Genomic DNA, 23821 nt, shown 5'->3' with positions numbered 1-23821 from the left:
GATGATCTCTCTCGACGGCAAGCGCGCGATCGTCACCGGCGCCGGCGCCGGCATCGGCCGGGCCACCGCCCAGGTCCTCGCCGAGCTGGGCGCCCGCGTGGTGGTCGCCGACATCGACGCGGAGGGCGGCGAGCAGACGGCGAAGGACGTCGGCGGCGCGTTCGTCCGGTGCGACGTGTCGCGGCGGGCGGACTGCGAGGCGGTCGTGGCGACGGCCGAGGACCGGTTCGGCGGCGTCGACGTGCTGTTCAACAACGCGGGCATCATCCGCCGCTCCACGGTCTGCGAGATCACCGAGGACGACTGGGACCTCGTGATGGCGGTCAACGTCCGCTCGATCCTGCTGATGAGCCGGCTCGTGATCCCCGGCATGGCGGCGCGGGGCGGCGGCTCGATCGTCAACACCGGCTCCGGCTGGGGTATTTCGGGCGGTGCCCGGGCGGTCTCGTACTGCGCGTCGAAGGGCGCGGTCGTCAACATGACCCGCGCGATGGCCATCGATCACGGCCCGGACAACATCCGGGTGAACTGCGTGTGCCCCGGCGACACGGCCACCGGGATGCTCGCCGAGGAGGCGCGGCAGCTCGGCGAGAGCGCCGACGCGTTCTACACGGACGCCGCCGACCGGCCGCTCGGCCGGATCGGGCAGCCCCGGGACATCGGGCAGACGGTCGCGTTCCTCGCCTCGGACGCCTCGGCGTTCATCAGTGGCGCGATCATCCCGGTGGACGGCGCCGGTACCGCCTGACCGGCGGCGTGGCGGATAATCGACCGGACCGAATGGGGAGGGCTGCCGAGATGCCGATCGAGAACCGACCGTTGCGCGAGCAGGTCAAGGAGGAACTGCTCAGACGGCTCGGCAGCGGCACGATCGCGACGAACGAGCCGATCAACGAGGGACAGCTCGCGACCGAGCTCGGCGTGAGCCGTACGCCCCTGCGCGAGGCCCTGATCACCCTGGAGCGCGAGGGTGTGATCACCAGCGAGCGCGGCAAGGGCTTCCGGTTCACCCCGCTCAGCGCGCAGGAGTTCCGGGACCTGACGGCCATCGTCGCGACCCTGGAGGCGCTCGCGCTGCGCTCCAGCGCCCCGGACCATCTGGCGGAGATCGCGCCGCGCCTGCTGGAGGAGGCCCGGGCGTTCTCGGCGCCGCAGGCCCCGCACGACGTCATAGAGCGCTACGACGACGCGTGGCACGACCTGCTCCTGTCGGGCTGCGCCAACGCCCGGCTGATGCAGCTGATCACGTCCCTGAAGCTGACGATGCACCGCTACGAGCGGGTGGCGCTCGGCGACCAGGACGTCCTGGAGCGCTCGGCCGTCGAGCACGAGCGGATCGCCGAGTGCCTCCAGAGCGGCGACCTGGACGCGGCGGTGGCGGCGCTCCAGGAGAACTGGAACAGCGGGATGGACCGCATCCTGGAGCGCCTGAAGGACTGAGCGCGCTCTGCGCAGTCGGTTGGAAGGGGCCCGGCGTCGTGACGCCGGGCCCCTTCCTGCGCTTTCGGTTGACATGAACCTGCGTGACGCGGAAATCTTCAGCACGACGCTTGCGCGAAGCTGCACGCTGATCGCAAGTTTCAAGCAAAAGTAAACAACTGCTGGTCGTTCTGAGTGGAGACGCGCCACATGCGACAACCGCACCAACGACACCCACACCGCAGAGCCAGAGCCCTCGCCGCCTGGACCACCACCGCGCTCGCGGCCGCGCTGCTCGCCGCACCCGCCCAGGACGCGGGCGCGGCCACCCCCGGCAGCGGCACCCTCGACGCCGAGCACAAAAGCGTCACCTGGCAGAGCCCCACGTACGCGGCGGGCACGGTCGACAGCCCCTCGAAATGCCCGCCTGCCGCCGAGGACCCCGACGGCAAGGTCTGCGACCGCTTCGACCTGAAGGTGTCGGTCCCGGACGGGTACTGGGACGACAACCCCGAGGGCGGCGTCCCGGTCTCGATCGAGTGGGCCGAGCGCCCCACCGACGACTTCGACATGTACATCTACGACGACGCGGGCAAGCAGGTCGCCTCCAGCGCGGGCACCGCCGACCCCGAGGCCACCGTCATCCCGAAGGCGAACGGCACCTACCACGTCGTGGTCGTGCCGTACGACGTGCACGACAACTCCTTCGTCGGCAAGGCCTATCTGCCCGAGACCACCGACGCGGGCGACCTGACCTCCTTCAAGGGCGGCGACGGCCGGTACGAGATCGCGGCGGGCGGCATGAAGGCCCGCGCCGACTTCCTGAAGGGTGGTCAACTCCGCCTCCAGGCAGACCCGTCGGGCGCCTTCAGCGACCCGGCCGGCTCCCAGATCGTGCGCGAGCAGCCCGCCCTGAACACCCACACCTCGTCCTTCGACGCGGGCGCCTACTACGGCATCCGCTCCGCCGACGCCGTCCTGCGCGTCTACAAGAAGCCCCTGCGCTTCGGCCTCTACAAGGCGGACGACAAGACGCGGATCTGGCAGGAGGACAAGCCGCTGCGCTGGTCCACGGGCGGCATGCGGCAGAGCCTCCAGCGCGCCGCGGACGAGCAGTTCTTCGGCGGCGGCGAGCAGAACGGGTCCTTCTCGCACCGCGACAAGACGGTCCGCGTCGCCAACAACACGAACTGGAACGAGGGCGGATACCCCAACTCCCAGCCGTTCTACCTCTCTTCGGCGGGCTACGGCGTCTACCGCAACACGTTCGCCCCCGGCGTCTACGACTTCGGCCCCTCGGTCCACACCGGCCAGCAGGAGCGCCGCCTCGACGCGTACTACTTCCTCGGTGACGCCAAGCAGGTCATCGGCAAGTACACGTCACTCGTCGGCAAACCGTTCATGCCGCCGGTCTACGGTCTCGAACCGGGCGACGCCGACTGCTACCTCCACAACGCGAACCAGGGCGAGCGGCACACCCTCGACTCCCTGAAGGTCGCCGACGGCTACGTCGAGAACCAGATGCCGCTCGGCTGGATGCTCGTCAACGACGGCTACGGCTGCGGCTACGAGAACCTCGCCGAGACCGCCAAGGGCCTCCAGGAGCGCGGCGCCCAACTCGGCCTCTGGACGCAGGACGGCATCGACAAGCTCGCCGACCAGGTCAAGGCCGGGCAGCGGGTCGCCAAGCTGGACGTCGCCTGGGTCGGCAACGGCTACGGCATGGCCCTGGACGCCTGCGACCGGGCGAAGGCCGGCATCGAGGACAACAGCGACGCGCGCGGCTTCGTCTGGATGCCGGTGTCGTGGGCGGGCGCCCAGCGCTGCGCCGTCCTGTGGTCCGGCGACCAGAAGCTGTCCTGGGACTACGTGCGCTGGCAGATCCCGACCTACGCGGGCGCCACGCTGTCCGGCATCGCGTACAACACGGGTGACGTGGGCTCCATCTACTCCCACGACGCCAAGATGTACGCCCGCGACCTCCAGGCCAAGACCTTCCTGCCGGCCGTCATGACGATGGACGGCTGGGCCCGGGACATGACGACCGGCCAGAAGATCAACCAGCAGCCGTGGGTGGACGGCGAGCCGTACACGTCCATCAACCGCAAGTACCTCCAGCTGCGCGAGCGCCTGATGCCGTACCTGTACACGCTGGCGAAGCAGGCCTCCGACACGGGCGTCGGCGGGGTCCGGCCGCTGTGGCTGGAGTACCCGGACGACCCGGCCACGCTGGACGCGAACGCCAAGTACGAGTACCTGGCCGGCGACGACTTCCTCGTCGCCCCGGTCTACAAGGACGCGGACACGCGTGACGGCATCTACCTGCCCAGGGGCACGTGGACGGACTACTGGACGGGCAAGCAGTACAAGGGCCCGACGACCCTCGACGGCTACCACGCCCCGATCGACACGCTCCCCGTCTTCGTGAAGTCCGGGGCGATCGTGCCGATGTGGCCGAAGGGCACCACGTCCTGGAAGACCCGGGACAAGGCGCAGCTCGGCTGGGACGTGTACGCGGACCGGGGCGGCCGGAACTCGTACACGCTCTACGAGGACGACGGGGTGACCCGGAAGTTCGCCAAGGGCGAGTCGGCGACCCAGCGCGTGACGCTGGAGTCCGACCGGGACGGCACCGTGCTGAACGTCGGGGCCGGCAAGGGCGATTACGCGGGCAAGGCCGCGCAGCGCTCGTACACCTTCACCGTGCACGGGGCGCCGGAGCCGCACCGGGTGACGGTCGACGGACGACCGCTGCCGGCCGGCTCGTGGTCGTACGACGCGGCGAAGGACGTGACGACGATCCGCACGGCGCCCCTGCCGACGGACCGGTCCTTCACGGTCCGCCTGAACTGAGCTGAGCTGAGCGAGGGGGTGTGCGGGGCTCCCACCCCGCACACCCCCGTCAGTCGGCGCGTTCGGACTCGTGCCAGCCGGCGTGCTGCGCGCGGTACTCCTCGGCGGTCGCCTTCGGCACGAAGGTGCCCGGCCCGAACATCGCCTTCGCCAGCCGGGCCCTGACCCGCTGGCGAAACGTGAACCGGCGGGTGGCCCCGGGCGCCAGCTCGTAGGCGACCGGCTGCTCATGCGCCGTCAGCCGATACAACTCGCCGCGCGACAGCGGCTCCTGCACCTCGATGCCCTCACCCCGCGACGCCCGCCTCCCCCGACGGAACAGGAACCACCACAACCCCGCAAGCCTGCGTCCGCCCATGCGACTCCCCCTCGGGGCCGATGCGTCCCTCCCAGCGTAGATCGGGGCCCGGCCGGCCGACAGGGGGCGATGAGAGGCCGTCGGGGCCTGGCTCGCGGGGTGTGGCGTGGAGGTCACGATCCGCCGATGCTGGTGAGGGGTCCGTGAGGGAAGGGGGGTTTGCCGCTGTGATGTGGGGGCGAGCGATAGGATTTCGCGTCCAGCGGTCCGTTCGGGGCCGCTGGTGGTGTACGTGAGTCAGACGGGACCGGGCAGGGGCGCAATGCGGGGGTCAGCCGATGAGATTCGCCGTTCCGACGAGGACGGGTGTGCTGCGGAACCGATTCTTCGCGAACCGGCCGAACCAGTCGAACCGGCTGAACCGGCGGCTCCGATGAGTGCCGCCGAGGCCGTGGAACCCGATGATTCTGTCGAGGCTGCCGTTTCCGTCGGGCCTGGCGAGGCCGTCGGGCCTGGCGAGGCCGTCGGGCCTGATGAGCCCGTTGAGATCGCTGCGGCCCTCGGCGCTGACGAGGTCTCCGTCGCCAAGTCTCCGCTCCCCGTCCGCCGCCCGGACGAGCACCGGCCTAATCCCGGCGACCGCAGCCTGAAGCGGAAGGAGGCGGGCGAAGTGTCCGCCGGCCTGCCGCCGGCCCCGGCCTCGCTGCCCGGCGAGGCCACGGTGAGGCCCGCCGTGCCCGAATCCTTGCTGGCCTCGCTGAAGTCCCTGCCGGACCAGGCACCCGAAACCCCGGGCGCTCCGGAGCCGGCACCCTCCCCTGCGGAAACACCCTCTCTGCCGGACGCCCTCACCAAGTCCCCCGCCGCAGCGCCGGACGCCGCCGGCACGCCCGCACCTCAGCCCACCCCGGAATCGGCGCCGGACGCCGCTCCCCGGTCCGTACTGGCCTCGTTCGCGCCCGGGCCGCACGACACCCCCGCACCCGCCGAGGCCCCCGGTGTTTCCGGGCGGACGGTGGATGCGCCCCAGCCGGAGGATGCCGTGCCCGCCGAATTCGCCGCCCCGCTGCCGCCGGAGAACCCGCCGCCCGTGCCCGTACCGGCGCCCCAGGCGCTTCCCGTGCCGCCCCCTCCGGCCCCGTACACGACGCACCCGGCTCCCCCGGCGACGGCCAACGTGCCGGCGGTGCGGCCGAGCGCCGAGCTCGCGTTCCCCTCGCCGGAGTCCGTGCTGACCGTCGATCCCCGGCTCGCGCCCGCCGCGGGCAAGCCGCTGCACGGGGACTCCGTGGCGCGGCGTACGGGCCGGTCGATCCGGCGGATCACGTCGTCGGACGCCGAGGAAGGCGCGCGGCTGCTGCGCGACCTCCAGCAGCCGACCGGCATCGGCCGGCTCGTGGCCGTGACCTCGATCCGCGGCGGCGTCGGCAAGACGACCGCGGCCGCGCTCGTGGCCCGCTCGCTGCAGATGCACCGCCGGGACCCGGTGCTCGCGCTGGAGGCGGACGCCGCCCTCGGCACGCTCGCGGTGCGGCTCGGCGCCGAGTCGGTGCGCTGGTCGTGCGTGGAGCTGGCCCGGATCCTCACCCCACGCATGGATCTTCTGGACATCACGGGCTATCTGGTGCCGCTGCCGAACGGCGGCTGGCTGCTGCCCGCGAGCCGGGGCCGGGTCGGTCCCCCGCTGGACGTGCCGACGTACCGCACGGTCACGCTCGCCCTGCGCCGCCACTTCGCGGTGACGGTCGCGGACTGCGAGACGCTGCCCGGCGAGGTGGCGCGGACGGCGATGGACACGGCGCACGCCCGGATCGTGGTCGCGCCGATGACCCTCGAGGGCGTGGGCGGGACCCGTGTGGTGCTCGACTGGCTGGCGGGGCTGCCCAAGTCGGCGCTGCCGTCGACGGTCGTCGCCCTCACCTCGGGGGCCCCGGACCAGAATCTCGACCTGTCCGCGGCCGAGGCCCATCTGCGCGAGACGGGTGTCGGCGTCGTGCACCTGCCCTACGACCGGCACCTCGCGGCGGGCGGCCCGATCCAGCCGGAGCTGCTAGCCGAGTCCACCCGCCGCGCGGCCGTGCGGCTGGCCGCGGAGGCCGTGCAGCGGGCGGTGTGGGCGCCGTAGCGCCCACCGTGACCGGAAGAGGTCAGCAGCCCTGGCCGATGGGCTCGAAGCTGACCTTCGCGTGGTCCTCGGCCGAGTTGACCTCGCTGTAGACGGACCGCTGGACGCGGTACCAGGCGTCGTCCCGGCCCTTCTTGCCGCCGACGTCGTCGAGCCGGACGCACCAGCGCTCGCGGCGGACGACCCGGGTGTACGTCTCGGTACCCTTGCGCACCCGGTCGCAGTCACGGACCTTCTTGGTCGTGTACCAGGTCCTGGTGCGGCCGTTGGTGCGCTTGGTGTGGCGCACCCGCTTGGTGTCGTAGTCGCACTTCTTCACGTAGTGCGGCCGCTTCCCCTTGGCCGTCTTGCGGGTCTGGTGGCGGACGGCGTCGCGCAGACCGGTCACCTTGTCGCTGCCCGCGGGGCGGGAGTACCCGCTGTCGGCCTTGCCCCCGCCGCGCGCGTCCGAGCCCTTGTCCGAGCCGGAACCTCCGCCGCAGGCCGCGAGCGCGGCCACGAGCACCATCGTCAGTCCGGCGAGCGCCGAACGTCGCTTCAGGGCCATAACTCCTCTTGCTATACACACCGTCAGGAACCGGCAGCGTAGCCGATGCCCTCCGGGCCCCCGCCGCCGCCCCGGATCGGGAAACCTCGCGCCTGCCTTCGATCATCCGAATAACCTTGCGAGGACAGGGAATTGAAGAGTTCTCGCAAGGGTCGGCAGGAGTCGGCAGGGGTCCGCGGGGACGGGTGCGGCCGGTGGGGGGAGCGGGGTGGCCGAAGACACAGGAACGACGGGCGGCGGAGCGGGGCGCTCGGAGCGCGACGCGGCGGTGCGCCGGCGCGTGGCGGGCGAGATCGACCGGCCGCCGGGCCCGCTGCGCCCGCTGCCGGTCCTGGTGCTGCTCGGCGAGCGCGGCAGCGGCAAGTCCACGCTCACCGGCCATCTGCGCGGCTGGGCCCGCCGGGTGCCGATCGCCGCGCTCGACCTGGAGCCGATCGGCGAGCGCGGCGGCACCCGGATCGACGTGCTGACCGAGCTGGCCTTCCAGCTGAGCGCCCGCCACGACGACCTGCCGCAGCTGTCGTTCCCCGCGCTCGGCTCGCTGCTCGCCGCGGTCGGCACGGCCGTGGACGCGCGCAGCCGCGAGCGGGCGGTGCGCGACATGGCGGAGGCGCTGCGCGAGGGCCGGGCGCGGGAGTACGCGTACGAGGACCTGCTCGGGATCGCGGACACGGCGGCGCAGGCCGCGGGGCTGCCCGGCTGGACCTCGGCCGTCGTGCCGCTCGTGCAGGGCGGCCTGCGCTCGTGGCGCGGTCTGAAGCTGCGCCGGCGCTTCGCCGAGACGTCCGCGACGGCACCCGGGCGCGGCGGCACGGCCGACTTCCTGGTGGGTGTGAACCGGCTGTACCACGGCTATCCGGCACAGCGCGAGGAGGCCGAGCGGGTGCTGCTCGACGCCTTCCTCGCGGACCTGCGCGGCGCGTACGCGTCGGGCCGCGCCGAGCGGCTGCGCACCACCCACTGCCTGGCCCTGCTCGACAACGCGGACTCCCCCGTCGGGGAGGCCTTCCTGCAACTGCTGCTCGACGCGCGGGAGCGCGCCCGGCGTCCCGACCCGCTGCTGGTCGTGGCCACGGCCCGGCGCCGCCCGGAGGCGCTGGTGCGGGCGGAGACCGGCAGCGGGCGCCGCCCGGAGTACGGGGACAGCTGGCCGCAGCAGGGCGAGTTCGCGCCGCTGGACGCGGGTCCGCTGCGCGCGGGCCGGCTGCGGAACCTGACCCGGCGCGAGGTGGAGGAGCAGGCGGCGGCGACGGTGGACGCGCTGCCCGCCGGTTCGGTCCTGCCGCGCGCGGACAACGCGGTGCAGTGGCTCGGCTGGATCGTGCACGAGCTGACGCGCGGGCATCCGGCGGGCACCGCCCGGGTCCTGGACGTGCTGCGCCGGATGCCGGCCGACCTGCCGTGGGACGAGCGGGTGCGGCAGTGCCTGACGCCCGCCGACGGCAGCGTGCGCCCGGAGCCGCTCCTCACCGCGGGACCGGATCTCCTCGAGTGGCTGCTGCGGGACTGCTCGGGGCAGTTGCTGCGGGTGCTGCCCCGGGCCGCGGCGGCGCTCACCCTCGGCCGCGCCGAGACCTGCGAGCCGCTGTGGGAGAACCAGGAGTCGGTGCTGCGCGAGTTCGTGAACCTGAGCGCGGACGAGCTGCGCACGGTGCGCGAGCCCGAGGAGGGGCTGCCCGCGCTGCCCCGGCTGACCCGGTTCCTGCTGCTGCGCCGGCTCGACGGGGCGGCGGGCCCGGACGAGGACGCGGGGACCTGGACGGGCGCGCACCGGGCGCTGCGCCGGGCCGCCCAGGGGCGCGGCGATCTGCGCACGGTCGCCTACCACGATCTGGCCCTGGGCGATCTGCCGGCCGCCGTCGACTTCCTGCGGGAACGATTCGACGAGACGGGCGCCGACGCGTGGTGCGCCGACCTCGCCTGGGTCCAGCGCGCCCCGGCCCGCTGGGCGGGCGCCCCGCCGGAGTCCGCGCGTGAGCGGTACGAGCGCCTGGTGGGGGTCGCCGAGGGCGACGCGGCGCGGCGGGCGATCACCCGGCTGCTCACGGCGGGCTGGATCACCGCGCACCCCCGCCCGGAGGGCGGCGCGCCGCAGCCGTACGCGGACCCGCTGGGCGACCCGTACGCGGAGCTGTATCCGGACATCGCCGAGGAGTTCCTCACGCTGCGCCGGCCGATCGGGGACGAACACGACCGCCATGTGCTGCTGCTCATGGCCCAGCGGTACGAGAGGAAACCGTGGTGGTAGACGAGAGAGGGTTCACGCCACGGCGGCCGCGGCCGCGCCGCTGGCCCTGGGCGCTGCTGTCCGCCGTGGTGCTGGGCGCCGGGGTGTGGCTGCTGGTCTCGCTCCTCGGCGAGGACGGCGACGGACACGGCAAGGAGTGCGCGCCCGGTATCTACGAGACCGGTCCGCGCAAGGAGTGCGTCGGCGTCTCGGACGGCTCGTTCCCCTTCGACGACTCCCTGAAGGACGTGATGGGGAAGATCGAGAAGGAGAACGCGCGGGTCGAGGAGTCCGGCAAGAAGTACGTGTCGGTGGTCTACGTGGAACCGCTGACGACCGCGCCGGGCGAGGAGGAGACCAAGTACGGGCTGCGGGCCGAGCTGCTCGGCGCGTATCTCGCGCAGCGCCGGCTCAACGACCCGGACCTGGGCGGCGGCCGCGGCGACCTGCCGCAGATCCGGCTGCTCGTGGGCAATCTGGGGCTGCGTTCGGAGCAGTGGAAGCCGCTCACCGAGGACGTGATCGCGCGGTCGAAGGGCGCGGACCACGTGGTCGCGGTGGCCGGGTTCGGACAGAGCCGCGGCGGCACCGGGAAGGCGGTCTCGGAGCTGCGCAGGAAGGGCATCCCAATGATGGGTGCGACGGTGACCGCGGACGGTCTCGCGGACACGGCGGACCCGGGCTTCTTCCGGGTCTCGGCGCCCAACCGGGACCAGGCCTCGGGCGCGGTCAACTATCTGCGCGAGCAGCAGAAGAAGCACCGTGGCTACAAGGTGGCGGTCATCCGGGACCGGAACACGGACGACATCTACAACACGTCGCTGTACCGCTCGTTCCAGACGGCCGCGCAGACCCGCGGGCTGAAGCTGGAAGGGGTGCCGCTGGAGTTCCTGTCCAGCACGGACGGGGTGTCGAACGCGTTCTCGTCGGTCGCCGACAAGGTGTGCGCGCTCAAGCCCGACGCGGTGTTCTTCGCGGGCCGGGGCCTGAACACCCGCAACTTCATCAACTCGATGTCGGCGCCGGACCGCCGCTGCACGGTCACGCTGCTGACCGGGGACGACGCGCTGGGCGCGTACTACGGCGCGAAGGAGAGCGAGGCGCGGCGCGCCCGGTTCCGTACGGAGTGGCAGGACAGCCGGGTGACCGTGCTGTACACGGCGCTCGGTCACCCGGCGCTCGCGGGCGAGCTGTACGCGAAGGAGAACGATCCGCTGCCGGACTTCGTGGAGCTGTACCGCGCCGAGTTCGGCGGCAGCGCGCAGGCCGTGAACAAGGCGCTGGAGGACGGCCAGTCGGTGCTCGGGCACGACGCGGTGTGGTCGCTCGGCATCGCCGTGCGGGCCGCGGCCGGCCCCGACGGCAAGGGCCAGGTGAACCCGGGCGCCACCCTGCAGATGCTGCTCCAGCTCGGCGGCAGCGAGGCGGTGTCGGGCCTGAGCGGCCCGCTCTCCTTCGGCTCGGACGGCAACCCGGACGGCAAGCCGATGGCCCTGGTCCGGATGGAGCCGAGCGGGACGTACACCTTCCGTCAGGTGCTCAGGCCGTAGCTCCTACGTACGGGCGGGGCCGAACTCGGCGAGGGCGTCGGCCACCATCGTCTCCAGGCGGGCGTGGTGGGCGCCGCGCCAGTACACGCGGCGGCACTCGGTGCAGGCGGCGAACACGTCGTAGGTCGCGCGGGTGCCGCCCTCCAGGCGGTCGGCCACGTCCTCCTTGCTCGCCTCGGTGAGCGGCCCGTTGCACGCGGTGCAGCGGGTCCAGGGGCGCAGTTCGGGGGCGAACCGGCCGAGGACGTCGCGCAGTTGCTCGTCCGGCTGGTCGCTGTAGACGTAGGCGCCCGCGAACAGTTCGCGGCGGCGCAGCAGTCCGCGGTCACGGCTGAGCAGGACGCGCCGCTCCTCGGCGGAGCGGGTGGCGAGGGCGGGGTCGCCGATGTCGACGGCCTCGTACGCGGCGTCGACGCCGAGCAGCCGCAGCCGGCGGGCCAGGGTGCCCAGGTGCACGTCGAGCAGGAAGCGCAGGGGTGCGCCGGGCACCTCCTGGGGGCGGTGGACGGGGAGCACCTCGACGCGTTCGCCGGCCGACGGGACGTGGGCGGTGGGCACGTCGTGGCCGTCGACGCGGAGCGTGCCGGCCTCCGTGAGGGGAACTCCGAGCGACTCGACGACGTGGCCGAGCGTGGACACGCCGTCCGTGACGAGCGGGGCGGGCTCACCGGAGCGCCACTGCGCGGGTACGAAAAGCCCCAGTTCGGGGGCGACTTGGAGGAGGATCTCCGGACCGTTCATCGGGACAGAATGCCATGCCGGGGCCGCGGCGCGCCGGGGATGTCCCGGGCGGCCGGGCAGGTTCGCCGGGCGGCGCGCCGGGGAAGGTCCCCCGGAGGCCTTGGGGACGAAGCGGAGGGCGAGAAACGGATGACCGATCACACGCAGGGGCTTCCGGCCGTGTTCCTGGACGCCGACACGTCCTCGTTCACGCGGTTCGCGGAACGGGTCGCACCGCACTCGCTGCCGTGGAGCGGGGTGACCGGCCCGGTGCGGGACGTGCCGCACGGCACGACGGTGCTGGCGCTCACCTTCGACGGCGGCGTCCTGATGGCGGGCGACCGGCGCGCGACCATGGGGAACGTGATCGCCCAGCGGGACCTGGAGAAGGTCAACGCGGCGGACGAGTACACGGCGGTCGCGTTCGCCGGAACGGTCGGACTGGCGAAGGAGCTGGTGCGCCTGTTCCAACTGGAGCTCGCGCACTACGAGAAGCTGGAGCGCCGCCCACTCAGCCTCAACGGCAAGGCGCAGCGGCTCGCCACGATGATCCGCGAGCATCTGCCGCAGGCCATGCAGGGGCTCGCCGTGATCCCGCTGCTCGCGGGGTACGACGAGGCGCGCGGCGTGGGCCGGATCTTCAACTACGACGTGGGCGGCGGCCTGTTCGAGGCGACCGCCTTCCACGCGGACGGGTCGGGGTCGCCGTACGCGCGGGGCGCCCTGAAGAAGCTGTACCGCCCGGGACTCTCGGCGGCCGACGCGACGACGCTTGCCGTGCAGGCGCTCTACGACGCGGCGGACGACGACTCGGCGACGGGCGGTCCCGATCTGAACCGCGGCATTTACCCGTCGGTGGCCCTCGTCACGGAGACGGGCTACCGACAGGTGCCGGAGGACGAGGTGCGGGCGGTCGCGGAGACGGTGGTGGGAGCGCGCGCGTCTTCTCCCGAGGGGCCCCGGGCGCCGCTCATGTGAAGCGTGGCGTCTGCCGGGGGCGCATTCATCGGCGGCCGCGGCCCGGTGGGGGCTGGTCGCGCAGTTCCCCGCGCCCCTGGAAGGCATGCGGCTTCGCCGCGCCTTCCCCAGATGAAAGGCACCCTGCACCTTGATCGGGGAAATGCGGCGCGCAGCGCCTGCATTTCAGGGGCGCGGGGCTGTGTCTATTAGCGGCTCCGCCGCGGGGCGCGAGAAGCCCCACCGGAGCCGCACCCGGCCACGAAACGTGAAGGCCTACGAACGGGCGCCGCTGGACGTCGAGTAACGTCCAGGGGAACATCCGAGATCAGCCCGGGGGGGCTCATATGGGGACGCGGAGCACACCCGTGCCGCAAGACGTCGCAAGCCAGCCGGATTGCTGGACCCGCGCCGCAGAACTGGCCGACCAGCACCGCGAAGCGCTCCCGCACCGCGGAGAACGCGTCGCGGTCATAGGCTCGGGCCCCGCCTACGCGATGGCCCAGTCCTACGCCGCGCTCCGCGAGAGCCGCGGCCACGGCGAGACGGACGCGTTCAGCGCGTCCGCGTTCCTGTACGGGCGCGAGTACGACCGGATCGTCGCCCTCACCCGCACCGGCACCGCACCCGTGATGCTGCGCCTGCTGGGCCGGGTGCACGGCAGCGTGCCCAGCGTCGTGATCACGGCGGCTCCGGACGCCCCGGACGTCGCCGACCACACGGTGCGGCTCGACTTCACCGACCAGCCGGCGACCGAGGTCGCGACCCGGTTCCCGACCACCGCTCTGGCCCTGCTGCGCGCGCAGCTCGGCGAGAAGCTGGACGACGCGACGGACGACGCGCACGAGGCGATCGAGGAAGCGCTGCCCCATGTACTGCTGGCGGCACGGGAGTTCACGTTCCTGGGCTCCGGCTGGACGTACGGGATAGCGGAGGCGGCCGCGCAGTTGATGCGGGACAACGCGGGCGCCTGGGCGCAGGCCTACCACGAGCCGGAGTACCGGCCGAGTCCGGCGGCGGCGCAGCAGGTGACGTGGGTGTTCGGCGAGGTGCCGGAGCGGCTCGCGCGGGCGGTCGCGGACACGGGCGGCACGCTCGTCACGTCGGCGCGCGATCCGCTGGCGGACCTGGTCCGGGTGCAGCGGCTCGCGCTCGGGTCCGCGGCGCACCGGGCGGCCGGGGCGGTCGGGGCGGCATGACGGACGCGGTGCCGGATCACTGGATCCGGGTCCCGGTGGGTGCGGACGCGGCCCGCTGGGCGACCCGGAGCCGTACCCGCACCGTGCTGTTCGTCCTGCACAACGTCACGTCGGCGACCCGGCTCCTCGACGTCCTGCCGCTCTTCGACGACGACCTGCGCGTGCAGCTGCTCGCCACGTGCACGGAGTCCTCGGCGTTCGGCGCGGGCGTGCGGGAGCTGCTCGCGGAGACGGGCGTGCCCGTGCTCCCGTGGGATCAGGCCCTGGCCACTCCGGTCGACCTCGCCGTCTCGGCGAGCTTCGGCGGTCAACTCCCGGCGATTAAAGGCCAGTTGGCCGTCCTGTCACACGGCGTTGGATACACTAAAAGGCTGGGGGTGCCGGGTGCCGGGTGCCGGGTGCCGGGAGCCGGGAGCCGGGAGCGGAGGGGTGGCGCGCCCGTTTTCGGGTTGTCGCCGCAGTGGCTGCTCGGCCCCGACGGGACGCCGGTCGCCGACGCGCTCGTCCTCTCCCATCCCGAGCAGGAGGAGCGGTTGCGTGCCGTCTGCCCCGAGGCGGCCCACACCGGGGTGCTCGCCGGGGACCCTTGCTGGGACCGGATCCTGGCCGCCCGCGCCCATCGCGACCGTTACCGCCGCGCGCTCGGCGTCCGCACCGGGCAGCGGCTCGTGCTGCTCAGTTCGACCTGGGGGCCCGACGCCCTGTTCGGCGACGGCGGTGACGACACCCTCCCCGCGCTGCTGCCCCGGCTGACCTCCGAACTCCCGGCGGACACCCACCGCCTGGCCGCCGTCCTCCACCCCAATCTCTGGCACGGCCACGGCCCCGGCCAGATCAGGTCCTGGCTGGACCGGGCCCGCCGCGCCGGGCTCACCCTGATCGACCCGTTGCACGGCTGGCGACAGGCGCTGCTCGCGGCGGACGCCGTGATCGGCGACCACGGCGCGGTGACGTACTACGGGGCGGCGCTCGGCACCCCCGTCCTGCTGGGCGCGGCCCCGCTGTCCGCGCTCGCGCCGGACGCCCCGGTCCACGCGTTCGTCCGCTCGGCGCCCCGGCTGGACCCCGGGGCCCCGCTGCGCCCCCAGCTCGACGCGCTGCTCGCCCGGCACCGGCCGCTGCCCGAAGCGGCGGAATTCGTCAGCGCGGTGCCGCACGAGGCGGCGCCCCGCCTGCGCCGCCTGTTCTACAGACTCCTGGGCCTCCCCGAACCGTCCTGGCCGGCCCGGCTCGCCCCGCTCCCCCTGCCCCCGTACGAACCGGCGGCGCCGTCCGTCCCGTTGCAGGTCCGCACGCGGATCACGGGCCCGGGCGAGGTGCGCGTGGAGCGGTACGCGGGCCCGCACCCGGCCCCGTACGACCACGCCGCCGACGCGACGCACCTCGCGCTCCACGAGGACACCCGCGAGCAGGACCTGCTCGGCCTGGCCGACGTCGTGTTCCGCGACGGGGCCACAGAGGACCCGCGCCTCGGCCCGCCCGCACAGTGGTGCGCCGAGGTTCTGGACCGGTACCCGCAGTGTGCCCTCGCGGCGTATGTCACGGGGCCCGGGGAGTGCGTGGTCCGTGTGCGGTCGGGGCAGGTCGTCACCCTGCGCGCGGAGGGCCTGGACCCAGCCGTGTGCGCCAGCGCACTGCACGCGTGGCTGGCTGCGGGCAAGACCCTGGGGGAGATCAAGGATTCGGCACTGCTGTTGGACACCGGCGGTCACCGGGTCCGGGTCACGCTCCGCTGACGCAGTGCTCGCGCAGGGCTCGCAGCGGCTCGATGTGCTGGGTGGCCCCCTCGGCCACGAGGATCGCGAGGGCCTCGTCGATCAGTGGCAGCACTGCGGTGCGCTCGCCGTCGTCGTAGCGAGCCCAGGCCAGGTCGGTCAGCACCCGTGCCGTGTTGTAGCCCTCCCCCACGGTGCGGAAGAAGTCCAGGGCGTGGCCGAGGTGGACGGTCGCCTCGGCGCGGCGCTGGTCGCCGCTCAGCGCCCGGCCCCGGTGCCGCTCCAGCAGGGCGCGAGCCCGGGGCAGGTCGGCATACCCCTCCGTGCCGGCTTCGACTCCGTCGAGAATGTCTCCCGCCTCGTCGAAGCACGCCAGGGCGTCGGGGTAGTTCCATTGCCTCAGGCGGAGCAGGCCCAGGAACTCGACGGCGGAGGCCCAGCCGCGCAGGTGTCCCGCGGCCTCCTCGTCGCGGGATGCGGCCCGCGCCTCCGTCTCCGCCTCGGTCTCGCGGCCCGTCTCCATGAGGGAATGGGCCAGTTGGGCGTGGAGCGCACCCGACATCCGTGTGCCCGGCGAGTGCGTGTCGGCGAGCGAGGCGGCGGCCCGCAGCGCGGGCAGCACGGTCTCGTGGTGTCCGGCCTTCAGCTGCAGTGGCCACAGCGCGCGGCCGATCCGCAGCGCGGTCTCCTCGGAGCCCGACTCGCGGGCGGCGACGACGGCCTCCACCAGGTTGCCCACCTCGTCGGCGAGGACGGCGAGGGCCGCGCCCCGGTCCGCGTCCGGCTCGGGCACGTGGTCCGTGAGGGCGGGAGGAACGCGCCAGCTCTCGGGCAGGGCGGCCCTGGCCGCCTGAACGGCCACCCGTTCGTAGTGGGCGAGGGTGCGGGTGAGCGCGGCGGAGCAGGCCGCGATGCCGTCGGACGCGACCGCGGTCCGCTCGGCATGGGCGCGTACGCCGGGGCGGAACCGATGGCGCCCCTCGCCCGTGAGGTCGAGCAGCATCGCCCCGGACAGCTCCGCCAGCCCGTCGGCCGCCACGTCCGGCCTTGTGCCGGTGATCGCGGCGGCTGCCGCGCCGTCGAGGGCCGGCCAGTCGCGCAGTCCGGCGAGGCGGTAGAGCCGGGCGGCCTCGGGGCTCAAATGCCGGTAGGCGTCCTCGGCGGCGGCACCGACCGGATCATGCGCTGCGCTCACCGTGGCCTCCCGAGGTTCGTACGGAGCGGCCGCCAGCCGTTGGGCCGCGGCGTGCAGAGCGTAGGGGTGGCCGCCGCAGCGGTCGAGGAGGGCGGGCAGGCTCGCCTTGGCCGCCGCGGTCGCGGTCCGGCCCGCGACCGCGGACACCAGGCGTTTCGCGTCCCGGGCCGGGAGCGGGCCGAGCGGCAGGCTCGCCGCGGCGGGGCCGTCGAGCCGGTCACGGGATATGACAAGGGTGCACACGCCGGGCTCGGTGAGGATCAGGGGCCGCACCTGGGCGACGAAGCGCACGTGGTCCAGCACGATCAGCAGACGGCTTCCGGCGAGCAGCCTGCGCAGTGCCTCGCAGCGCCGGGCCGCGGTGTGCGCGATCTGCGGGGCGGGCACACCGAGTGCCCGCAGCAGAGCGGCCGAGGCTTCGTCGGGGCCGCAGTGGCGCAGGTCGACGTACACCTGCCCGTCAGGAAACCGGTCGGACCGGCGCCAGCCCCAGTGCACGGCCAGCGCGGTGGTGCCGATGCCCTCGGGACCGTACAACCGGGCGATGCGCGGGCGGCCGTCGAAGGGGCGCGTGGCCACCTCGTCCAGGCTGCGCATGAGGGTCGCGCGGTCGGTGAACACTTCCGGTGCGGCGGGAAGCCGGGGCCTTGCGCCCAGGACCGGCTGCTGCGGGGCGGCCAGCGCGCCAGTCAACTCGATGAATCGCGTGAGGAGTTCGGGCCGGTCCGCGCAGGCTTCCACGATCAGCCGTGCGACCTGCTCGACCTGGTCCGGGGTGGTGGGTGCGGGAACGTCACGTCCGGTGATCCGGCGTACGAGGTTGCCGGTGAACTCCCAGGCCCGCTTGCCCGCTTCCCCGGCCATCCCGCTGCCGACGGCCCCCAGTACGACCACCACCGCCGAAACCGGATCCACCGCGCCTCCACTCCCCCCGCGAACCGACCGACGATCAAGACTACGGCGTCGACGGCGAGGCCGACAGGCGAACGGCCCACCGGTGAGCGGGACTTCAGAACTGCCGGTTCGGCCAGTCCAGGAGCCGTGCGCCGATCACCGCCGTCTGGAGCGTGTACCGGTGCACGGGGTCGGCGGGGTCCGCGCCGGTCAGCTGGTGGATGCGGGCCAGCCGGTAGGTGAACGCGCGGACGCTGAGGGAGAGGCGGCGGGCGGCCTCGGCCGCGACGCAGCCGGTGTCGAAGTACGTCGCGAGCGTGTCGATGAGCGGCTGGGCGCCGCCGCGCGCCTGCTGGAGCGGGCCGAGGGCGTTCTGCACGAGGTCGGCCATGGCCTGCCGGTCGCGGGTGAGCACCGGGTAGACGAGGAGGTCGGCGGCGCGCAGCACCGGGTCCTCCAGTTCGAGCCGGTCGGCGAGGTCGAGGGCGTTGAGGGCTTCCTCGTAGGACTGGACGACGCCGCCGGGGCCGGACTGGGGGCGCCCGATGGCGACGCGGCCGCCGTCGGTCGCGGCGTGGGCCTGCTTGGCGAAGTGGACGAGGACCTCGTCCTGGTCGCCGGGCGCGATGCAGACGAGGCGGCCGTCCTTGGTGGTGAGCAGGACGTTGCGGTCGCCGAAGCGGGTGCTGAGGGCGCGCTCGACGTCGCGCGGGGCGCGGTCGCCCTCGTCGTAGGCGTACGCGCCCTGGGCGACGGCGACGGCGTGCGCGTAGGACAGGCGCAGCCCGAAGCGTTCGGCGCGCTCGGCGATCCGGCCGAGGTCGCTGCGGCCGTGCAGGAGGTCGTCGATGAACTCGCGGCGGGCCGCCTCCTCGCGGCGTACGGCGACGCGCTGGGCGCGCTCGTAGCCTTCGGCGAACGCGTCGACGCCCTGGGCGACGGCGGCGAGCACGGCGTCGAGGCCGGCGGCGGAGTCGTAGGGGTGGGCGCGGGCCTGGTGCAGGTGGACGCCGACGAGCTCCCGCAGTCCGTGTCCGGCTTCGGCGGCGCGCTCGCCGAGGGCGCGCCGCGAGTCGAGCTCGGCGCGGGTGAGGCGGCGGCCGGTGGCGGAGGCCTCGGCGACGATCCGGACGAACCCGTCCAGGAACTCGTCCGGTATGCCCCGCTCCGTCGACATGTGTGCCCCCGCCTCGCTGAACTCCCGCCGTGGCCTTTGTAGCGCAGGACCGGGCAGGGGCCACAGGCGGGGGCGCCCGGTCACGCCGGGGGCGGGGTGGTGGCGCGGGTGATGGCGGACTCGACGGCGGCGACCCGGTCGGCGAGCAGTCCGAGCGCGGCCACGGCCCGCACGAGCGGATCCGTCTCGGGGCCGCCGAGGGTGCGGGCGCGTACGTGACCGGCCTTGATCTCGGCCCAGCGGGCGAGCCGCTCGCCGCCGAGCGTGCCGCGCAGTTCGGCGAGTTTGAGGAGATTGGCCTCGGCGCCGGTGGTCAGGGTCTGGGCCTCGCTCGCGTAGTGGTCGGAGACGACGGCGGCGAGCTCGTCGTCGTTCATCGCGGGGTCGATGCGGGCGGCGATCCTGTTCATGTCGCGGTACGAGCCCTGGAGCCGGAAGGGCGGTTCGGTGCGGGTCGCCGGGTCCTGGGCGGCGGACGCGATGTAGGCGGCGTTGACGGCGAGGACGGTGGCGCGGGCGGCGAGCAGGTGGCGCAGGACAGTGACGACGCGCTCGCGCTCGGCGGGCGGGTAGGGGTGGACGAGCCGGTCGGGGCGTGCGGTGGGATCGCCGGCGGCGAGGCGGACGAGGAGGTCGAGGTCGGCGCGGTCGCGGCCGGCGAGCGGGGCGAGGTGCGGGTTGGCGGTGAGCGCGTTCTCGACGAAGGAGAGGGCGAAGGCCTCCTCCTTGCCGGTGAGGACGTCGCCGAGGTTCCACACGTCGGCGCGGTTGGCGAGCATGTCGGGGATGCGGAAGCGGGCGCCGGACTCGGTGTACGGGTTGCCGGCCATGCACACGGCGAAGCGCTTGCCGCGCAGGTCGTAGGTGCGGGACCGGCCGTTCCAGACGCCTTCCATGCGGCGCTGGGCGTCGCACAGGGAGATGAACTTCTGGAGGAGTTCGGGCGAGGTGTGCTGGATGTCGTCGAGGTGGAGCAGGACGTTGTTCCCGGCCTCCAGGGCGAAGTTGACCTTGTCGATCTCCTGGCGGGCGGCCGCGTTCGGGGCCTCGTCGGGGTCGAGCGAGGTGACGCCGTGTCCGAGGGCGGGGCCGTTGACCTTGACGAGGATCATGCCGAGCCGGTCGGCGACGTACTCCATGAGGGTCGTCTTGCCGTAGCCCGGCGGTGAGATCAGCAGCAACAGGCCGCCGGCGCTGCCGAGTTGGGCGGCGAGGTTGTCGCCGATGAGCGGCAGGTACACCTCGTCGATCAGCCGGCCGCGCACGAAGGTCGGCAGGACGTGCGGGCGGTGCTCGTCCAGGCGCAGCCGGTCGCGTTCGGCGGCGGCGAGGCGAGTGCGGAGCTTCTGGTAGGCGCGGTGTCCGGGGACGGTCTCGGTCCTGAACCGGCGGGTGCGGGCGAGGAGTTCGTCGAGTCGCACGGTGAGGGTGCGGGAGCTGATGCGCGGGTGGGTGCCGAGCAGTCCGGTGACGGTGGCGGTGAGGTCGGCGGCGCCCTCGTAGCGCTCCAGGTCCGGGCAGAGTTCGACGGCGACGGCCTCGGGCAGGTCGGGGGCGCTCTCCCCCGCCGGGTCGGCCGAGGCCGCGTACGCCTGGAGCCAGGCCTCGACGATCTGGCGCCGGGAGCCGGGATCGGGCAGTCCGCGCAGGTCCTCCTCGTAGGCGGGGCCGTCCACGGTGCGGCGGAACTTGTCGAGGAAGGTGCGCACCCGGGTGGAGGTCACGAAGCCGTGGGGTGCGGTGCTCAGCTCGTCGAAGAGGTACGCGGCGGCGTCCGCGTCGCCGTCCATGCGGGCTGCGAGTTCCCGGCGGAAGTCGTCGATGGCGGGGGCGAGGCCGAAGGTGTCGCGGGCGCGGGCGAGGGAGCGGGCCCGGCGGGCGAGCGGCTCGCGCTCGGCCTCCGGCAGCCCGTGCGCCCAGAACAGCTGGGCCGCGGCGCGGGCGGCCGGGGTGTGCCGCAGGAGTCCCGCGCCGGCGTGCAGGCGCAGGACGGCGGTGAGGATCTCGGTGGCGTCGTGGTCGTGCACCCCGCGTTCGTGGCCCTCGTCGTACGCGTCCTCGGCGGCGCGGCGGACGAGTGCGGGCAGGTCCTCGGCGGCGGCGAGGGCGTCGGCGCCGTGCTCGTCGAGGAGGCGGGCGGCGAGGTGTTCGGCCCGGTAGACCTCGGGGGTCTCGGAGGTGAGGTGCTGTTCCCAGTAGGGGCGGGTCGCGGCGAAGGCGGGGTCGGTGACGGGTGCGCGGTAGTCGGTGCCGGTGACGGCGAAGGCCATGGCGTCGCCGTGCGGGACGAGAGTGAGCTCCAGGGGCTGGCTGTTGACGGCGAAGCGGTGGCGGCCGAGCCGGATGGTGTCGCCGCCGTCGGTGTAGAGGTCGGCGCGGTCGCGCAGGGCGCGGACGGCTTCCTGGCGGGCGGCGGTGAGGCGGCCCGCGAGTTCGTCGGCGCGCACCTGGTCGCCGAGGGTGCGCAGCTCCTCGATGGTGCGGCCGACCTTGGCGACGAGCGGGTCGGAGGCGAAGTAGGTGTGGACGGCGTCGGCGGAGTCGAGGGCGGCGGAGCGGCGGGCGACGGTCTCCAGGACGCGTCCGGCGGAGCCGACGAGGCGTTCGGCGCGGCGGGCGCGCTCGTCGGTGAGGCTCTGTTTGCGGGCGGCGAAGACCTCGTGGATCTCGGTCCGCCTGGTCTCCAGGTCGTCGAGGAACTCCTCCGACTCGGCGAACCGGCCGTGCAGGTCCTCCAGTTGGAGGACGAGCCGCGAGAGGTGCTCGTCGCAGGCCTGTGGGGTGTCGGCGGTGGCGAGCGCCCCGGTGACGGCCTGGCCGAGCAGCGCGAACTCGGCGGCGAACTCGGCGCGCCCTTCGCGGGCGGTGAGCTCGCGGCGGCGGACGTCCAGCGTGGCGCGGGTGCGGTTGACGCCGGCGAGGGCCTCGGCGATGCGCTCCAGGACCGTCGCGCGGACGGTCGCGTCGGCGACGTCGAGGCCGGTGACGACCTCGGCGACCGTCTGCAACTGCTCCCCGACCTCGCGGAGTTCGTCGTGCAGGGTGCCGGACTCGACGACGGTCGTGAGTTCTTCGGCGCGGCGTGCGAGCGCGTCGACCTTCTCGTGGTGCGCGGCGAAGGCGTCGGGGCGGGCGAGGAAGGTGACGGCGCGCTGTCCGGCGGCGGTGATGTCGTCGGCCAGTTCGGCGGCGAGCGTGTCGATGCGTGCGGTGTCGGCGTACCGCATCTCCTTGACGGCGAGCAACTGCCCCTGTGCCCGCCGGAGTTCGGTGATCCGCTCCACCCATTCGGGTGCGGAGCGCGGAGCCTCGCCGCGGATCCGGCGGACCAGGCCGGTGATGCGGGCGGCGCACTCCGTGAGCCGGTCGGCGGCCTGCCGGGTGAGGCCGCGCACGGTCTCGTACTCGGTCACGACCTGCTCGGCGGTGGCCTTCAGCGCGTTCAAGGGCTCGCCGAGCGCGTCGAGTTCGGGGTCGCCGAGCCAGTGGTACTGGCCGCCGGCGCGGGCGCAGGCGGCGACGAGGGCCTCGTAGGCGGCGGTGGTGGGCGTGTCGGCGGTGCCGCCGACAGTGCGGGCGACGGCGAGCGCGTCGGAGATACCGCGCACCAGATCGGCGTTGCCGACGCGGGCCAGCGGTCCCTCGCGGGCCGGGCGGGCGGCGGCGTGCGCGTCGGACACGTACGGGGAGCGCCACCGCTGGACCGGGTGGACGCGGCCCGGCTCGGCGTCGGCGGCGGTGCGCAGGACGAGGAGGGTGCCGTCGTCGAAGAGGGCGTGGCCGCGGCAGGCGATCGGGGTGGCGAACTCCTTGCGGATGACGTTGTACGAGAGCAGCAGCGCGCGGTCGCCGCCGCGCGCCTGGAAGACGTAGAGGACGTCCTCGCCGTTGGGTGAGCGGACGGTGCGCTCGTACTCCAGGCCGGTGGTGTCGAGGGCGTCGAAGCTGCGGTGCTCGCCGGTGGCGAGGACGTGGCCGCCGGGGAAGACGACGCCCTGCTCGTCGGGGAGGACGCGGCCGGTGCGTCCGAGGCCGTCGAGGCGGACGGTGCGCCGGGTGAGCGTGTCGTGGACGAGGTAGCGGTCGGCGTTCTCCTTGTAGGGGCGCACGCGCAGCAGGACGAGCGGGCCGACGCGGGCGTGGGCGACGGCGGCGTCGGCGAGCGACTGGAGGGGTTCGTCGACGGGCTCGTTGTAGATGCCCTCGCCGGTCTCGGTGTCGTCGTCGGCCTTGAGGGTGAGAGTGCCGTCGAGGGTGTCGACGTACAGTCCGGCGCCCGGGATCGCGATGTGCGGGTGCCGTCCGGGCACGTGGTCGTCGCGGGTGGCGGGGGTCCAGCGCAGGTCGTGGGCGGGCGGCATGACGTGGTCGCGGTCGCCGCGCGCGTCGAGGAAGGCCGCGCGGCCGTCCACGGTGAGCGTCCAGCGCAGCACGCGGATGTCGTCGGTCTTGTCGCCGGTGCAGAAGACGGCGAGGAGCTTGCCGTCGAGGGGGCGCAGCCGGATCAGCCGGGCCGCGCGGTAGTAGCGGTGCAGGGCGCCGAACTCGCGGACGAAGTCGGGGTCGTCGAGCAGTCCGGGCACGGCGCCCGTGTCCAGCCGCTCGAGGCTGTGGCGGTCGTGGAGGGTGAACACGTCGGCGACGGCGGGCTCGCCGGACCCGCTGTCCGGCGGGGTGGTCCGGCCGAAGAGGAGCAGGTCGCCGACGGCGACGACGTCGCGGGCCAGGGCCGGGTGGCCGGTGCCGAGGTGTTCGGTGCCGTCGAGTGCGAGGCCGGTGGAGCCGAAGGTCTCCAGGCGGCGCTCGTTGAGCCGGCCGGCCCGCTCGGCGAGCTGCCGGGCCTGCCCGGCGAGCCGGTCGCGCAGGACGTCGTACGTGCCCGCGTCCAGACCCGTTTCCATGTGCGGGTTCCCTCTCGTTCGTCCCGGTGGTGCGGTGCCCGGCC

The 23821-nt window shown here is 73.8% G+C and carries 16 protein-coding genes; 9 read left to right on the top strand and 7 right to left on the bottom strand.

The window, feature by feature from the left end; genetic code table 11:
* The first annotated feature begins 1 nt into the window (after window position 1).
* The 3 genes from ACIBTU_RS15005 (at window position 2) to ACIBTU_RS14995 (ending at window position 4272) form a co-directional block, all read left to right on the top strand.
* Window positions 2-748: an SDR family NAD(P)-dependent oxidoreductase gene (locus tag ACIBTU_RS15005; RefSeq protein ID WP_399126515.1), complete on the top strand. Its 747-nt coding sequence runs from the start codon at window positions 2-4 to the stop codon at window positions 746-748.
* Window positions 749-798: 50 nt separating this feature from the next.
* On the top strand, window positions 799-1440 hold the full coding sequence (locus ACIBTU_RS15000) for a GntR family transcriptional regulator (RefSeq protein WP_399126514.1): 642 nt from the start codon (window positions 799-801) through the stop codon (window positions 1438-1440).
* A 189-nt stretch (window positions 1441-1629) separates the two neighbouring features.
* Window positions 1630-4272 carry a TIM-barrel domain-containing protein gene (locus ACIBTU_RS14995; protein WP_399126513.1) on the top strand — a complete coding sequence of 881 codons (2643 nt, stop codon included), beginning with the start codon at window positions 1630-1632 and terminating at the stop codon, window positions 4270-4272.
* A 49-nt stretch (window positions 4273-4321) separates the two neighbouring features.
* Here ACIBTU_RS14995 and ACIBTU_RS14990 read toward each other — a convergent pair whose 3' ends face one another.
* Window positions 4322-4630, bottom strand: a complete 309-nt coding sequence (locus ACIBTU_RS14990) for a hypothetical protein (protein ID WP_399126512.1) — start codon at window positions 4628-4630, stop codon at window positions 4322-4324.
* A gap of 271 nt (window positions 4631-4901) precedes the next feature.
* Window positions 4902-5192: a hypothetical protein gene (locus ACIBTU_RS14985; protein ID WP_399126511.1), complete on the bottom strand. Its 291-nt coding sequence runs from the start codon at window positions 5190-5192 to the stop codon at window positions 4902-4904.
* Between the two features lie 48 nt (window positions 5193-5240).
* On the opposite strand from ACIBTU_RS14985, the gene ACIBTU_RS14980 reads away from it, so the two are divergent.
* Window positions 5241-6695: a hypothetical protein gene (locus ACIBTU_RS14980; RefSeq protein WP_399126510.1), complete on the top strand. Its 1455-nt coding sequence runs from the start codon at window positions 5241-5243 to the stop codon at window positions 6693-6695.
* A 22-nt stretch (window positions 6696-6717) separates the two neighbouring features.
* Here the strand turns inward: ACIBTU_RS14980 and ACIBTU_RS14975 are convergent, their stop codons facing one another.
* Window positions 6718-7242 (bottom strand): hypothetical protein, encoded by a 525-nt coding sequence (locus ACIBTU_RS14975; protein WP_399126509.1) that lies wholly within the window; start codon window positions 7240-7242, stop codon window positions 6718-6720.
* A 208-nt stretch (window positions 7243-7450) separates the two neighbouring features.
* On the opposite strand from ACIBTU_RS14975, the gene ACIBTU_RS14970 reads away from it, so the two are divergent.
* Together ACIBTU_RS14970 and ACIBTU_RS14965 are read left to right on the top strand one after the other, a co-directional pair.
* On the top strand, window positions 7451-9490 hold the full coding sequence (locus tag ACIBTU_RS14970) for an ATP-binding protein (protein WP_399126508.1): 2040 nt from the start codon (window positions 7451-7453) through the stop codon (window positions 9488-9490).
* Window positions 9484-11019: an ABC transporter substrate-binding protein gene (locus ACIBTU_RS14965; protein WP_399126507.1), complete on the top strand. Its 1536-nt coding sequence runs from the start codon at window positions 9484-9486 to the stop codon at window positions 11017-11019. Before ACIBTU_RS14970 ends, ACIBTU_RS14965 begins: the two co-directional genes overlap by 7 nt.
* 3 nt (window positions 11020-11022) lie before the next feature.
* Here the strand turns inward: ACIBTU_RS14965 and ACIBTU_RS14960 are convergent, their stop codons facing one another.
* On the bottom strand, window positions 11023-11760 hold the full coding sequence (locus ACIBTU_RS14960) for a Mut7-C RNAse domain-containing protein (RefSeq protein WP_399126506.1): 738 nt from the start codon (window positions 11758-11760) through the stop codon (window positions 11023-11025).
* 129 nt (window positions 11761-11889) lie between these two features.
* Between ACIBTU_RS14960 and prcB the strand changes: the two genes are divergently transcribed.
* The 3 genes from prcB (at window position 11890) to ACIBTU_RS14945 (ending at window position 15631) form a co-directional block, all read left to right on the top strand.
* Window positions 11890-12717 (top strand): proteasome subunit beta, encoded by an 828-nt coding sequence (gene prcB / locus ACIBTU_RS14955; protein ID WP_399126505.1) that lies wholly within the window; start codon window positions 11890-11892, stop codon window positions 12715-12717.
* Window positions 12718-13064: 347 nt separating this feature from the next.
* The gene (locus ACIBTU_RS14950; protein WP_399126504.1) at window positions 13065-13895 is read left to right on the top strand and encodes an SIS domain-containing protein; all 831 of its coding nucleotides are present in this window, start codon (window positions 13065-13067) and stop codon (window positions 13893-13895) included.
* Window positions 13892-15631, top strand: coding sequence for a hypothetical protein (locus ACIBTU_RS14945; RefSeq protein WP_399126503.1), 1740 nt, complete (start codon window positions 13892-13894; stop codon window positions 15629-15631). The genes ACIBTU_RS14950 and ACIBTU_RS14945 overlap by 4 nt, the downstream gene beginning before the upstream one ends.
* Here ACIBTU_RS14945 and ACIBTU_RS14940 read toward each other — a convergent pair.
* From ACIBTU_RS14940 to ACIBTU_RS14930, 3 genes are all read right to left on the bottom strand, one after another.
* Window positions 15618-17720 (bottom strand): tetratricopeptide repeat protein, encoded by a 2103-nt coding sequence (locus tag ACIBTU_RS14940; protein WP_399126502.1) that lies wholly within the window; start codon window positions 17718-17720, stop codon window positions 15618-15620. The genes ACIBTU_RS14945 and ACIBTU_RS14940 overlap by 14 nt on opposite strands.
* Window positions 17721-17814: 94 nt before the next feature.
* Window positions 17815-18876 (bottom strand): PucR family transcriptional regulator, encoded by a 1062-nt coding sequence (locus ACIBTU_RS14935; protein ID WP_399126501.1) that lies wholly within the window; start codon window positions 18874-18876, stop codon window positions 17815-17817.
* A gap of 80 nt (window positions 18877-18956) precedes the next feature.
* Window positions 18957-23777 (bottom strand): DNA repair ATPase, encoded by a 4821-nt coding sequence (locus tag ACIBTU_RS14930; protein WP_399126500.1) that lies wholly within the window; start codon window positions 23775-23777, stop codon window positions 18957-18959.
* Window positions 23778-23821 lie beyond the last annotated feature (44 nt).

The organism is Streptomyces sp. NPDC050145 (assembly GCF_044460245.1).
Classification (GTDB): Bacteria; Actinomycetota; Actinomycetes; order Streptomycetales; family Streptomycetaceae; genus Streptomyces.
Note: the sequence above shows the minus strand (reverse complement) of the source record. Positions and strands in the feature narration are given on the sequence as shown.

Coding starts and splice junctions, on each gene's coding strand:
- ACIBTU_RS15005 (WP_399126515.1), top strand. CDS start 2: ATGATCTCTCTCGACGGCAAGCGCGCGATCGTCACCGGCGCCGGCGCC.
- ACIBTU_RS15000 (WP_399126514.1), top strand. CDS start 799: ATGCCGATCGAGAACCGACCGTTGCGCGAGCAGGTCAAGGAGGAACTG.
- ACIBTU_RS14995 (WP_399126513.1), top strand. CDS start 1,630: ATGCGACAACCGCACCAACGACACCCACACCGCAGAGCCAGAGCCCTC.
- ACIBTU_RS14990 (WP_399126512.1), bottom strand. CDS start 4,630: ATGGGCGGACGCAGGCTTGCGGGGTTGTGGTGGTTCCTGTTCCGTCGG.
- ACIBTU_RS14975 (WP_399126509.1), bottom strand. CDS start 7,242: ATGGCCCTGAAGCGACGTTCGGCGCTCGCCGGACTGACGATGGTGCTC.
- ACIBTU_RS14960 (WP_399126506.1), bottom strand. CDS start 11,760: ATGAACGGTCCGGAGATCCTCCTCCAAGTCGCCCCCGAACTGGGGCTT.
- prcB (WP_399126505.1), top strand. CDS start 11,890: ATGACCGATCACACGCAGGGGCTTCCGGCCGTGTTCCTGGACGCCGAC.
- ACIBTU_RS14945 (WP_399126503.1), top strand. CDS start 13,892: ATGACGGACGCGGTGCCGGATCACTGGATCCGGGTCCCGGTGGGTGCG.
- ACIBTU_RS14935 (WP_399126501.1), bottom strand. CDS start 18,876: ATGTCGACGGAGCGGGGCATACCGGACGAGTTCCTGGACGGGTTCGTC.
- ACIBTU_RS14930 (WP_399126500.1), bottom strand. CDS start 23,777: ATGGAAACGGGTCTGGACGCGGGCACGTACGACGTCCTGCGCGACCGG.